Source organism: Phaeocystidibacter marisrubri (assembly GCF_008933165.1).
GTDB classification, from domain to species: Bacteria; Bacteroidota; Bacteroidia; order Flavobacteriales; family Schleiferiaceae; genus Phaeocystidibacter; species Phaeocystidibacter marisrubri.
Genome location: NZ_WBVQ01000001.1, coordinates 788,779 through 802,578, shown reverse-complemented (window position 1 = coordinate 802,578; position 13,800 = coordinate 788,779). Strand labels below are relative to the sequence as shown.

Annotated in this window: 8 protein-coding genes; 7 read left to right on the top strand and 1 reads right to left on the bottom strand. The window is 44.6% G+C overall.

Going from position 1 to position 13,800, the window contains the following annotated elements:
- Positions 1 to 51 precede the first annotated feature (51 nt).
- Positions 52 to 1,566, bottom strand: a complete 1,515-nt coding sequence (locus F8C82_RS03615; protein ID WP_151692075.1) for a sodium:solute symporter — start codon at positions 1,564 to 1,566, stop codon at positions 52 to 54.
- Between the two features lie 390 nt (positions 1,567 to 1,956).
- On the opposite strand from F8C82_RS03615, the gene recR reads away from it, so the two are divergent.
- The 7 genes from recR (at position 1,957) to F8C82_RS03580 (ending at position 13,752) form a co-directional block, all read left to right on the top strand.
- A complete protein-coding gene (gene recR / locus F8C82_RS03610; protein WP_151692073.1) occupies positions 1,957 to 2,571 on the top strand; it encodes a recombination mediator RecR in 615 nt (204 codons plus the stop codon).
- Entirely contained in the window at positions 2,568 to 3,980 is a 1,413-nt protein-coding gene (locus F8C82_RS03605) for an ArnT family glycosyltransferase (protein WP_151692072.1), read from the top strand. Before recR ends, F8C82_RS03605 begins: the two co-directional genes overlap by 4 nt.
- The gene (locus F8C82_RS03600; RefSeq protein ID WP_151692071.1) at positions 3,977 to 5,863 is read left to right on the top strand and encodes a glycosyltransferase family 2 protein; all 1,887 of its coding nucleotides are present in this window, start codon (positions 3,977 to 3,979) and stop codon (positions 5,861 to 5,863) included. The genes F8C82_RS03605 and F8C82_RS03600 overlap by 4 nt, the downstream gene beginning before the upstream one ends.
- A gap of 91 nt (positions 5,864 to 5,954) precedes the next feature.
- On the top strand, positions 5,955 to 7,304 hold the full coding sequence (locus tag F8C82_RS03595; RefSeq protein ID WP_151692069.1) for a dihydrolipoamide acetyltransferase family protein: 1,350 nt from the start codon (positions 5,955 to 5,957) through the stop codon (positions 7,302 to 7,304).
- 138 nt (positions 7,305 to 7,442) lie between these two features.
- Positions 7,443 to 8,210 carry a 3'-5' exonuclease gene (locus tag F8C82_RS03590; protein ID WP_151692068.1) on the top strand — a complete coding sequence of 256 codons (768 nt, stop codon included), beginning with the start codon at positions 7,443 to 7,445 and terminating at the stop codon, positions 8,208 to 8,210.
- 51 nt (positions 8,211 to 8,261) lie between these two features.
- A complete protein-coding gene (locus F8C82_RS03585) occupies positions 8,262 to 8,876 on the top strand; it encodes a fumarylacetoacetate hydrolase family protein (RefSeq protein ID WP_151692066.1) in 615 nt (204 codons plus the stop codon).
- Positions 8,877 to 8,970: 94 nt separating this feature from the next.
- Complete coding sequence (locus F8C82_RS03580) at positions 8,971 to 13,752, top strand: T9SS type A sorting domain-containing protein (RefSeq protein WP_151692064.1); 4,782 nt, start codon at positions 8,971 to 8,973, stop codon at positions 13,750 to 13,752.
- Positions 13,753 to 13,800 lie beyond the last annotated feature (48 nt).

Below are 13,800 nucleotides of genomic sequence, written 5' to 3'. Positions count from 1 at the left end.
AGGTACGCTCGAAGTCTGAAGTTAGAAGCCAGAAGTCTGGAACCAAAAATCCTACCTCCTATGCAGAGCCAATAACAACATAAACATGATGGCTCCATTAATTAGCAACAGCTCAAACCCTGCGGTATAACCGATGAGTTGCTCGGAGTACATGTTAAATAGGAAGGTTAAAATCGGACTTGCAATGGCTGCAAGAGGAACCCATTTGTCGCGAACCTTTAATGATGTAAACAAGCCAAAGGAATAGAGTCCAAGTAAAGGGCCATAGGTGTATCCCGCAGCTTCAAAAATTCGAGAAATCACATTCTGAGGAGCGGTATACTTGAAGAGGATGATAACGATGAGAATGGTTATCGACATCCCAATATGAACAAGGCGGCGTTTTCTAACGAGTGATCGCTCATCGTTCTTTAACAAATCTGAATCTATTGGCGTAGTCACTTCCTTTCTTCTATCGATTTCTAGAATATCCACACAGAAAGAAGTAGTCAGCGCGGCTAATGCTGAATCAGCACTGGAATATGCTGCTGCAATCAGTCCAATGATGAACATCACACCAACAATCACGGGAAGATGTCCGCCCAAAGCGATGGTTGGAAATAAGTTGTCATCCGCGGCAGGCAATCCCATTGCAGAACCGTAGTCATAGAGCAAAACACCGAGTGCCAAGAAAAGTAGATTCACAAAAATCAAGGAAGTGCTGAGGCCATACATGTTCTTCTGTGCATCCTTCAAAGATCTACAGGTGAGATTCTTCTGCATCATATCTTGATCCAACCCCGTCATACAGATTGTAATAAACATACCTCCAAGGAATTGCTTTAAAAAATGACGTTTTGAATCATCCCCAAAGAAAGATCCCCAAAAGCCCCCTTCTCCAGATTCTTGTCCGAGGAAAAACACCCGACTCATGGAAGATTCTGAAATGTACTGTGTGAGTGAAACGCCTTCTGGAACAATCGCATCCGACAAATAGTAAACGGTTAGTCCCACTGCTCCAAGCATAAAGAGCGTCTGCAGCGTATCTGTATAAACAATCGTTTTGATCCCTCCTCTAAACGTGTAAATCCAAATCAATGAAATGGTTCCACTCACCGTTACCCAGAAAGGTACGCCCATCGCTTCAAACACTGTAAATTGAAGAATATTCGCAACCAAGAAGAGTCGAAAACTCGCTCCTACTATTCTGGACAACAAGAAGAAGGAAGCTCCTGTCTTATAGGTACTTCGACCAAACCGCTCTTCCAAATAGGAATAGATCGATGTCAGGTTTAATCGGTAGTACAGCGGCAGTAACACATGCGCAATCACCATATATCCAGCAAAGTACCCCAACACCATCTGCATATAGGAAAACTGAGAACCCGCTACCCATCCTGGAACTGAAATGAACGTCACGCCTGAAAGCGAAGCCCCAATCATTCCAAAAGCGACTACATACCACGGAGAATTTCGGTTCCCCGTAAAGAAGGTTTCATTGCTGTCGTTCTTGCCCGTTACCTTCGCTATAATCAACAATACAGCGAAATACAGGAGTATGAGGAGTAGAATAAGGTTTGCGTTCATGGGGGTAAAGATAGGATTTGGTCTTGGGTCTTTCGTCTATGGTTCTAGCTTCATGCCACTGGCTTCCGCTTCAAATATGGGGCAATGGGTAACAAGGTAATCCCGAATGGAAGAACGCACTACAATGAAAATAACTTTGAACAGTTCATTTCTAGCACCTTGAGGCAGTTGCGGAACGAGATTCACCATTAGAAATTCTCAGACAGATTCTACGAAAGGAAGAGGTACTTCCTATGTGCATTGAACATACGTCGTGAATTCAAAAAATGCTGTCTAGTTTGCGAAGGTCAATGTTGTTGACTAAACCTATTTGAATAAAAAATTCTAGCCTTAGGCAGAAATTGGCCGCACAACGCCCCAAGACCAAAGACCAAAGATTAACTTTACCCCATGCAATACTCATCAAAAGTTCTGGAGAACGCGATTCATGAAATTGCGAAATTACCGGGCATTGGCAGACGTACGGCGTTGAGATTGGCACTGCATATTCTACGACAATCGCCGGAGGAAATGCACTTGCTTTCGGACGCTATTCGGGTGTTGGTGGATGATGTAATGTATTGTAAAAACTGCCACAATTTGAGTGACTCGGACATTTGTGGGATCTGTGCAGATCAGACTAGAGATAGAGAAACACTTTGCGTTGTTGAAGACATCCGAGATGTGATGGCGATAGAGCAAACCGGACAATACAAAGGATTATATCACGTTCTCGGTGGACTCATTTCTCCCATGGAGGGAATTGGTCCGGGTGAACTGACGATACAATCGCTGGTTTCCAAAATTGAATCGGGCGAAATCAAAGAGGTGATCTTTGCCCTGAGCTCCAACATGGAAGGAGATACTACCACATTCTACATCTTCAAACGGTTGAACAATCCTGATCTTACGGTCTCTACCATCGCTCGAGGACTGGCCGTTGGCGATGCGCTGGAATACGCTGACGAAATCACTTTGGGACGCTCTCTTCAACACCGCGTTCCGTACGAGAATTCAACGCGATGAACGCTACCCGCGTCAAAATACTTCTACACCTTGCGGTATTTGCCTGGCTTTTCTCGCTTTGGCAATTCACGAATTATGGAAATGAAGAAGATGCGTATACGGCTGTGATGACAGCATACGAGAGTCATTCCTCAAATACCTATGTCCTCTCGCGTTTCCCTGGGCATCCCGTGTACGAATACCTCCTTAGATGGTTATATCCCGTCAACCGCATCGGCTACTCCCTACTTAGTATCATTGCTACCTATGTGAGTTTTCTATTGGTGATTCGCATTGCCAAAAGACACATGGGAGAAACCAAAGCACATTGGGTTGGTATTACTTTTCTATTGACCCCCATTGTTGGTATCATGGCTTGGCAAACCATGGAATACATGCTAACGTTGGCTTTCTTATTAGCGGCTTGGAATTCGGCCGAGCAAAAGAACTGGATGATTGCAGCAGTCTTTACGGCATTGGCAACAGGTTGTCGACTTCCTTCTTTGATGTACGGTCTTCCTCTCTTTATACTGCTTTGGCAAAATTCTTCACTCTCTAAAGCTCTTTTCTTTGGAGGGTTGAGTTTTATTCTGTCTTGTGTGCTCTACTTCCCCGTTTATCGTGAATATGGTTGGGATTTCTTCACAACTTACGACCTTCCCTATCCACCCATTGCAAAAGTCGTTTACAAAGCCACCTTGGGTACCTATGGCATTTTCCAATTGATTGCAATCGTATGGGCTAAGGCCGGACTAAAATGGAATATGTTCTTAATCAATGTATTCAAGCAAAATTCCCTACCTGTGGCCGTTGCCTTCCTCATGAGTCTTGGCTCCTATATTTTCTTACCAGAAAAGTCTGCGTTCCTCATTCCTTTCGCAACTCTAGGTTGGTTTATCCTCTTCCAATATTCCAACCAGCGCTTCTCGAAAGCAATTGTGGTGATGAGTGTCCTGGGCGCATTCACATTGGGAACCGATCTCAGTGATGATATGAGAGGTATTCCTTCCGATCAGGCTTCCTTCACTATTCCTGCTGGAAATCAAGATATCGCTGTGATGCTTTTTAAAGGCCCCGCTCGCGCAAGTATCATAAAGGCTGAAAACAAGATAAACACCACCAAAAAGATCGTTCGAAAGCTAGATGAATTGAATCAACCAGCCTTAGTAATTACCGGATGGTGGTATCCTTTTATTCAGGTAGAAGAACTGCGGCTGAAGAATTTTACACATGTCGTTCCCGATCCTTCTGAGCCTCGGAGAGCGGATGTAGAATATGTGTATTATGCGAATGAAATAGACATACAACGAGCAATAAGCGAAGGAAAGTCCATATTTTTCACCCCTGAATCAGAAATCTACAACGAGCAACGTTACGGACATAATCTCGTAGCTAAGTACGGTACACCCCTCGAAATCCTGACTGAGTGAAACTTTCCATCATCATCGTGAACTATAATGTTCGCCACTTTTTAGAGCAGTGTCTCTATTCGGTGGAGAAAGCTATCTCGGGTATAGAAGCGGATGTCTGGGTGGTAGATAATGCCTCTGTAGATGACTCTATGGAGATGGTTCGAGAGAAGTTCCCTTGGGTTCAATGCATCGACAATGCAGAAAATGTGGGTTTCGCAAAGGCCAACAATCAAGCTGCAATTGCATCGAACAGCGAATACGTCCTTCTTCTCAATCCAGATACCATCCTCCCTGAAGACAATCTGAAGAAAGTACTTGCCTACATGGATTCCCATCCCAAATGCGGTGCTTCAGGTGTTCGAATGTACGATGGTGCAGGAACATTTCTTCCTGAATCAAAGAGAGGTTTACCTACACCATGGGTTGCTTTTTACAAGATTTTCGGACTCAGCTCCATTTTTCCCAAGTCCGAGAAATTTGCTCGTTACCACTTGGGACATCTAGATCCAAACGAAAACCAACGGGTTGAAATTCTCGCTGGGGCATACATGATGATGCGCAGAGATGCTTGGAATAAGGCTGGCATGTTGGATGAAACCTACTTCATGTACGGGGAAGACATTGACCTGAGTTATTCCATAGAAAAAGCGGGATATGAAGTCCATTATCTCGCAAACGCTCCTATCATCCATTACAAAGGTGAAAGCACGAAAAAGGGAAGCTTGAATTACGTGTTCATCTTTTACAACGCCATGCTCATCTTTGCAAAAAAACACTTGTCTAAAGGATATGCCAGCGCCTTTTCGCTACTTATTCGCATGGCAATCTACCTTCGAGCAGCACTTAGTATAGGCAAGCGAATTGTATCTCGATTGGCACTTCCCGTGCTCGACATCCTCGTGTTCACTGGTGGCATGCAGTTCATCATCAAGTACTGGGAACACAACCATCGTTTTATTGAAGGAGGTAGTTATCCCGATTTCTACAAGTGGGGAATCACCCCAATTTATGCGCTTTTATGGGTCATTGGATTGATATTGGCCGGAGGTTATCGAAAGCCAATCAAGCTAAATCGCATTTTGTCGGGATTGATTTTGGGAACCTCATTCATCTTCATTCTCTATGCACTGAGTCCCGATGAGTTCCGATTTTCAAGAGCACTGATTATCATGGGCAGTGCATGGATGACATTCGCAGTACTTACCCTTCGCTTTGCGATCAGTTTTGTTCCGGGATCTCAAACTGGACTTTGGAGCACCGATCAACGACGGGTTGGCTTCATAGGCTTTGAAAAGAATGCAAATGGTGTCAAATCTCTCCTAAGTAGCGATGAAAGGCCATTAAGCACCTTTGACATCCTTGAGTTGGAAAACCTACAATCGGAGTGTTACGCCTTAGATATCAACGAATTGATATTGGATAGCACTGCGCTTTCCTACGCTCAGATTACAGAGATTTTCAAAGAATATGGTCGCCAAAAAATTCGTTTCCAAATTGCATACCCAGAGGAAGGTTGGATGATTGGGAGTAACAGTATTCATACACGCGGACAAGCATTGGGGAAAAAGAGCTTTGCTTTGAGTGAAGCAAAGGTGCTCCGTAACAAGCGGACATTTGACATTTTGGTGTGTCTCTTTTTGTGGACATTATCCCCTATTGCTATATGGGCGCCTCGCTTACGCGTACTGTGGTGGCAAACTTTTTCGGTTCTTTTGGGAATGAAAACTTGGGTGGGATATGCCAACCCACTACCTTCGCTTCCGAACATCAAGAAAGGTGTTATTCCTATCAAAAATCTGCAAGACAAAGACTTACAGATGAAAGCAGACAACGCCTATGCCTCCACGGCCGATATAAATGTGGATGCTAGGGCCTTGATTCGTTTCTTGAGAAAGGGATAAAATCCACACGCCACCTCGCAACTCGTGTTCAAATCCACACTTTCTACCCGACCTTTTTCTTACCTTCGCAGTCGCGAAAAACAACGCACCCATGGCTCAACACGAATTGATCATGCCCAAAATGGGCGAAAGTGTAGCTGAAGCTACAATCATCAATTGGCTCAAAGAAGAAGGCGAAACCATTGAAATGGAAGAGTCTGTCTTGGAGATTGCCACTGATAAAGTAGACAGTGAAGTTCCGTCTCCAGTGGAGGGAACACTCGTTAAGAGATTGTTTGCTGAAAACGATGTGGTAAAAGTTGGTGAAGTAATTGCTATCATCGAAACAGAAGGCGGCGACGCTGCCCCAACTGCTTCGTCGAATGGAAGCGAAACCCCAAAAGAGAGCAACACTCCGGCTGCTCCAGCGGCTGCATCTGAAGCTGAAAAGCGCGTTTCTGACGCAATGGAAGCTACGGGAAGTATTGCACGCGAAAGCAACGGTAGATTCTACTCTCCTTTGGTACGCAGCATTGCAGAAACTGAAGGCATCTCTCAATCTGAACTCGATTCAATTGAAGGAACAGGATCTGAAGGCCGCGTAACGAAAAGTGACATTCTTAATTTCATCGAAAACAGAGGTTCTGCTCCAGCTAAGCCAGCAGCACCTGCAGCTACCCCGGCAGCAGCTCCAGCAGCTCCAGCACAAGGTGGTGGAATGCCTAAGTACACGGGTACAATCCCTGTATTCCCTGGTGATGAAATCGTAGAAATGGACCGTATGCGTAAGCTTATCTCCGAACACATGGTGATGAGCAAGCACGTTTCTCCACACGTAACAAGCTTTGTTGAAGCCGATGTAACCAACATCGTCAACTGGAGAAATAAGATCAAGAAATCCTACGAAGCTCGCGAAGGCGAAAAAATCACCTTCACTCCAATCTTCATTGAAGCTTTGGCAAAGGCGATTAAAGACTTCCCGAACATCAACATTTCTGTTGATGGAACCAATTTGATCAAGCACCGCCAAATCAATATTGGTATGGCTGCTGCACTTCCTTCAGGTAACCTTATTGTTCCTGTTATTAAGAATGCAGATCAATACAACTTGAATGGCTTGACCAAGCAAGTAAACGATTTGGCCAATCGCGCACGCGCCGGCAAATTGTCACCTGACGAAATCAAGGACGGAACGTACACCCTTACCAATGTCGGTTCATTCGGCAATGTGATGGGTACACCTATCATCAACCAACCTCAAGTAGCCATCATGGCTGTTGGTGCTATTCAGAAGAAGCCTTCTGTAATTGAAACACCAGAGGGAGATATGATTGCCATTCGTCACAAGATGTTCTTGAGTCACTCCTACGACCACCGCGTTGTAGACGGTGCACTAGGTGGAATGTTTGTTCGTCGAGTTGCTGATTATCTGGAACAATGGGATCCGAACAGAGATATCTGATCTACTCATTCTCATAAATAAAGGGAGCCGAAAGGTTCCCTTTTTTGTTGTTTACGGCTCTTATCTGTTCACTAGCACGATCCAAACCATATAAAAGTGCGATCTTGCTCTCACTTCTAAACGCTACAATTACGATTCATGGAGTTACAACTCAAAAGACCTATTTGCTTTTTCGATTTAGAAACCACAGGCATCAATGTGGTAAAAGATCGAATCGTGGAAATTTCCATCATGAAAGTATTCCCAGATGGAGAACGCGAAAGCAGAACCTGGTTAGTAAATCCTACTATTCCCATTCCAAAAGAGTCGTCTGACATTCACGGAATCACCGACGACAAGGTGAAAGACAAGCCAACGTTCAAAGAACTGGCGCACCGTGTATACGACATGGTGAAGGATAGCGACCTGGCGGGATACAACTCTAATAAATTCGACATTCCGCTTTTGGCTGAAGAATTCCTTAGAGCTGATGTTGATTTTGAAATGAACAAGCGAGTGGCTGTAGACGTACAGAATATTTTCCACCGAATGGAGCAACGCACGCTTTCTGCAGCTTACAAGTTCTATTGCGGAAAAGATCTAGAAAATGCCCATACCGCAGAGGCTGATGTTACTGCGACCTATGAAGTTCTAAAGTCTCAATTGGACAAGTACGAGGAATTGCAGAACGACATGGAATGGCTGAGTGAATTCTCAAATCGTCAGCGTGTAGTAGATTTTGCCGGATTCATCGCCTACAATGAAAAAGACGAGGAAGTCTTCACTTTTGGAAAGTATAAGAATCACTTGGTGAAAGATGTATTGGACAAGGATCCAGGGTATTATGGTTGGATATTAAATTCCGATTTCCCCCTTTACACCAAGAAAATCCTCACATCTATCAAGCTAAAGGGAATGAAGATGTAAGGTCGATTGCCCTACTGTTACTATCTTCCGCCTTCCTAAATACTAAGTTGCATGAAAATTCTATGCATTGGTCGGAATTACATTGACCACGCAAAAGAGTTGAACAATCCCGTTCCATCAGAACCCGTCATTTTTGGCAAGCCCGATTCGGCGATTCTACCCAATGGACAGGATTTCTACATCCCAGAATTCAGTTCGGAAATCCATCACGAGCTTGAATTAGTGGTACGTATTTGCAAACATGGGAAGCACATTCAACCCAAGTTTGCCAAAAAATACTACGATAGAGTTACCGTTGGAATCGACTTCACCGCTCGAGATTTACAATCCAAATTGAAGAGCAAGGGCCTACCTTGGGAAATCTCTAAAGGATTTGACGGATCGGCAATTGTAGGTGATTTTGTGGGGATAGATGAACTCGAAACCGATATTCAAAATACTGATATACGCCTGACTGTGAACGGGGAAACAGCGCAGCATGGCAATACTTCTGAAATGATTTTTCAAGTGGATGACCTCATTTCGCATTTGTCTACGTACTATACATTAAGACAAGGCGACTTGATTTTCACTGGAACTCCTGCTGGGGTTGCAGCCGTAAAGCAAGGAGATTGTTTAGAAGGATTTATTAATAATCGAAGCACTTTTAAAGTAGACGTTAAATAATCTATTCACAACTGTGAATAAAAGAACGCTGCTGGAGTGGAAGAGATAATTATATTTGTTTCCTGTGGTGTACACTCGCAATAAAACACTAAGTATGAAAAAATGGTTACCCCTACTGGGGCTTTTGCTGTTGGGAACTGCCTCGCACGCTCAGTTCGTAACGCTGTTTCAAGAAAATTTTGATGGCGGTACTGTCACTACGACAGCCGAGACTGAAGATAACCTTGGTGGTCCTTCGGTTGCCGGTGGATGGTCTTCCAACACCTCCCTTGCAGTTTCGAACCCAAATAGCTTCCACGCTACAAGAACTCCGAATAAGTCGAAATACTTATATACTTCGGTATTCTCTACAGCTACACTCGCTTATGTAACTTTAGAATTTGACCACATTGCCAAGATTAACTTGGTACAACAAGGTCGTTTAGAGTACTCTGTAGACAACGGTACTACTTGGACACAAGTTCCTGCCTCTACTACCTACTTAGGTTCTAGTACAGGTTACCCATCTACGAACTACTTTAACGGTACATCGTACGCCAACCCAAGCAATACTCCTTATTGGGATCCGTTGGCAAACACCACTCCAAACGCTTCGTGGTGGGCGCACGAAACCTTTGACCTAACACCAATTATTGTTAATGCAACTACTCCGTACACGCAAGTACAACTTCGTTGGGGTTTAGTTGATGTAAACCCTAATCCAAGTGTTGCCACGTATGCTGGATGGTTCATTGATAACATCGAAATCATCGGTGCAACGTGTGAGCTTCAGCCGCCAGTTCTCGATTGGAGCTTTGCGACGGCTCGTCAACCCGTAGGTGCTCGTTACCAAACAAGTCAAGAAATTCGCTTAGAAGTGAGCGATGCAGGCTCTGGTGTGGATACTGTATGGTTGTATTACAACATCAATGGTGGTCCAGACTCAGTGATTGTAATGACTCCAACCGTTGCAGGCTCATGTCCTACTACAGCTCAGTACTTCCACCAAATTGACAGCTTGAATATTGGCGACACCGTTCGCTGGCGAGTTGAAGCTACTGACTGTGCCTGTCCGAATACTACCATCTATCCTGGTCCAGCATCGCCGGATCCATACGCTACTTTCTGGCTAGATACTCCTCCTCCACGTAAATGTGGTCAGACTTCTGTAAACAGTTTCCCTTATTTGATTTCCAACTTGCCTTGGACAGAGAACTTTGAAAACCCTGCCCTTTGGTCGGCTGGTTCTGGTTCTGGTGACGCGGGTTCATCTCACCGTGGTACATTCCCTATGGGTAATCCTCCTGCGGGTCGAAACTGGCAAGTCTCCCCTCTTCCTACCAATGCGGGTTACGGTTGGAGTGTTCGTTCTGGAGCCACAGGTACAGCAAATACAGGCCCTGCCGGAGATGCGACTACCGGTAATGGTAAGTATCTCTATACAGAAGCCTCACAAGGTTCTTCTCCAGTGAATACCTCACCGTTGATTACTCCTTGTATTGACCTTCCACAAAACACATGTGCAGTACTTGAATTCCGTTACCACATGTACGGTTCTGACCTTGACGTGCAACTTCCTGGTGTACTCCGTGTTGACATTGACACCTCTACAAGCACTGCTAACTCAGGATTCAATGCGTATGTGAACGGTATTGAGATTCTTGTGGGTCAGCAAAACACTTCTAGTTCAGACCCATGGCAGACAGCTATTATTCCTCTAGAAGATTATGCTGGTCAAACAGTTAACTTCCGTTTCTTCGGTGTAAAGAGAACTTCTGGAGCGAAGCAAGATATCGCGATTGACGATGTAAAGATTTACGAACCAGATCCAGTGGATATGGAGATGATTTCATTCGTAAATCCTATCAACGGCTTGTGTTCATATAGCAATGCTGAAGACATAGAAATTGTAATGCGTTCTAAAGGATGTCTTTCTCAAGACTCAATTCCAGTAGGATTTAGTGTGAGCTTGAACGGAGGTACTCCTGTAATCCATACAGATTTGGTTACAGATACACTCGATCTTGGTTCATCGCTTCAACGCATCTACAATCCTAAAGCTGACTTGAGTGGTTACGGTTTGTTTGAGATTTACGCTTGGGTAGATATGCCTGGTGATGGAGACCGTGACAACGATACAATCGGTCCACTTTACATTGAGCACATTCAGCCGATCTCAACCTTCCCTTACGTCATGACATTCGACGATCCAAGTTGGGTGTACGGTGATGGTACATTGAATAACCCAGGTACTTTCGGTACAACCGATTGGGAACAATTCCCGCCACACAACCAAGCTCAAATTGGCTTCGTTGTTAATCGTGAAGTAACGGAAGATCACAACACAGGTCCACGTAGAGACTTTTCAAATTTTGGTCAGTACCTCTATGCAGATAGCCGCGCTGTTGGACAGAATTTCGGTAGAATTGAGCTTACTCGCTGTCTTGATTTGACAAGCATGACTCATCCTACATTCTCGTTCTGGTATCACATGTACGGTTCAAATATTGATTTCCTCAAGATTCAAGTTCAGCTTGATGGATCTACAGCTTGGTCAGACATTAACGGCGGTACGATTTCAAATAACGTACCTCCTCACACCCACGAGACTGACGCTTGGAAATACAAGAATGTCGACCTAACTCCTTATGTTGGTGGCCTAATCCGTCTACGCGTACTCGTTCGATCTAAAGGAACGAGCAATGCTACAGACGTGGCGATTGATAACGTAATGATTTGGGACGAAGATGGTCAGACAGACGTTGGTGCAGCCTACATTACTTCCCCTGTTGTTGTAAACAAAACGGTGGCTACACTTCCACAAGCTAAGGTTTACATTCAAAACTTTGGTGAGTCTGCTGTGTCTAACATTCCAGTGAACATCACTATTACAGACGCTTGTGATCCTACTCAAACTCAAACGCTAACGTACACTCACCCTGGCCCTCTCGCAGCGCACTCGGGTACAGAAGTAACCTTCCCTACTACTCCAAATTACCCATTGGGTACATTTGAAATGAGAGCTTGGACAGGAATGACGGGTGATGCAAATAGCTACAACGACACCACGGTTAGTTACTCTGCTACTTTCCAGTCTCTATCCATTCCTTATGCTGAAAACTATGACAGCTGTGGATTCGATACGAAAGGTTGGTTCTCTCAAGGAGGTCTTCTTGCTTGGGAGCACGGTACACCAAACAAAGGTGGAGGATGGACTACTGCATTTAGCTCACCTAACTCTTGGAACGTAGCGAACAACTTCGACTACCAAAACCAAGACGAATACTTGCGCGTACCACCACTTATCGATTTTGATACAGTTGTGGGTGCAATCCTCCGCTTCCGTCATAAGTTCAACTTTGCAGCAAACGACGGTGGTCGCCTCGAATACTTCCAAAACGGTCAGTGGAACCAGTTCGGTTTCAACTCATCACAAGTGGGTATTAATTGGTATGGCAATGCCGGAGTTGGCGCCTTTAACGGTCAAGAAGCTTGGACTGGAAACCAGCCTTGGGCAATTTCAGAATTTCCACTCTTGATTTGGAACTTCAACACCAACCCACTGCGCTTGCGTTACGCAATGCAAACGACCAATACTTCTAGTGGTGGTCAAGGTTGGAGTATTGACGATTTCCAAGTGATTGTTCCTCCTCAAAACAGCGTGAGTCCAATCTTTGGTGACACGAAAGAATACCTCGTTGTTCCTAACAACCCTGCTACGATTCTTGCCAAGGTTCAAAATACAGGTGAGAAAACACTGGACTCATGTTCAATCCAATTCCGTGTAGATAACGGCCCTTGGTCACCAATTGAATACGTTGCACCAGACAATGGTACATGGTACAAAGGAAGAGTGATTCCATTTGAATTCGATACGAAGACCGTTCCTTTGGCTCCTGGTCAGCACACAATCGATATTCAGACTTCGCTTCCTATCAGCACGTATGATGGTATGCCGAAGAATGACAACCGCCCTGCGGATGACATGTTTAGCTTCACCGTTGATGTATTGCAAGACGTAACTCCGACAAGAGATACTTCTGCTTACTGTAACGACTTTGAAGATGCATCCCTCACTCCACTTGTGGCTCTTCACTCTTACAACAAGAACAGAGATCACGACTGGGAGTTTGGTACGCCGAACCACCCATTGTTGAACGGTACTCACTCAGGTGTAAACGCGTGGGCAACTCGTTTGGATTCGAACTACCATAACTTAACGGAGAGCTCACTTCACACTCCTTTCTTTGCTCTCGTTCCAGATTCTACCTACAAAATGGAGTTCTGGCACAAGATGAGCGGTGAAGAATACCACGATGGTGGTGGTGTAGAATTTAGCTTCAACGGTGGTATCACTTGGTATGCATTGGGTCAAGTATTCCCTAGTGGCGACTGGTACAACACTACTCACGTTACATCACTGAGTAGATTGAACGGTGGTTGGACAGGGAACTTTGGATGGACACATTCTTCTTGTTCATTCCAAGTTGACACCCCAGGTACAGTAGTATTCCGTTGGAGATTTGCGGCTGATTACACCGTAGACGGTGCAGGTTGGATTATTGATGACTTCTGTTTCAATATTACCGGCGAAGCGCCAACAACTGGTCCAATCAGCATCAATGAGCTTGAGAAAAATGCGATCTCTAGCATCCAGCTCTACCCTAACCCAGCGGTAGACTACACCGATATTCAACTCATCGCAGCTGAAAACGGAGATGCTAAGTTTACAGTAACCAATCTCGTAGGTCAGACACTTCAGACCATCAACGAGAGAATTACAGTAGGCAAGAACAACATTCGAATCAATACCTCTGAATTGACGAACGGTGTTTACATTGTAAGTACTGAATTGAACGGAGAAGTAAGTACAATTAAGTTTGTAGTTGCTCGATAGTTAACTCCGATAGATGAATAGAAAGGGCGCCAAATTGGCGCCCTTTTT

What these genes read in the sequence shown, in the direction of transcription:
- F8C82_RS03615 (WP_151692075.1), bottom strand. Translation starts at nt 1,566, where the DNA reads ATGAACGCAAACCTTATTCTACTCCTCATACTCCTGTATTTCGCTGTA.
- recR (WP_151692073.1), top strand. Translation starts at nt 1,957, where the DNA reads ATGCAATACTCATCAAAAGTTCTGGAGAACGCGATTCATGAAATTGCG.
- F8C82_RS03605 (WP_151692072.1), top strand. Translation starts at nt 2,568, where the DNA reads ATGAACGCTACCCGCGTCAAAATACTTCTACACCTTGCGGTATTTGCC.
- F8C82_RS03595 (WP_151692069.1), top strand. Translation starts at nt 5,955, where the DNA reads ATGGCTCAACACGAATTGATCATGCCCAAAATGGGCGAAAGTGTAGCT.
- F8C82_RS03590 (WP_151692068.1), top strand. Translation starts at nt 7,443, where the DNA reads ATGGAGTTACAACTCAAAAGACCTATTTGCTTTTTCGATTTAGAAACC.
- F8C82_RS03585 (WP_151692066.1), top strand. Translation starts at nt 8,262, where the DNA reads ATGAAAATTCTATGCATTGGTCGGAATTACATTGACCACGCAAAAGAG.
- F8C82_RS03580 (WP_151692064.1), top strand. Translation starts at nt 8,971, where the DNA reads ATGAAAAAATGGTTACCCCTACTGGGGCTTTTGCTGTTGGGAACTGCC.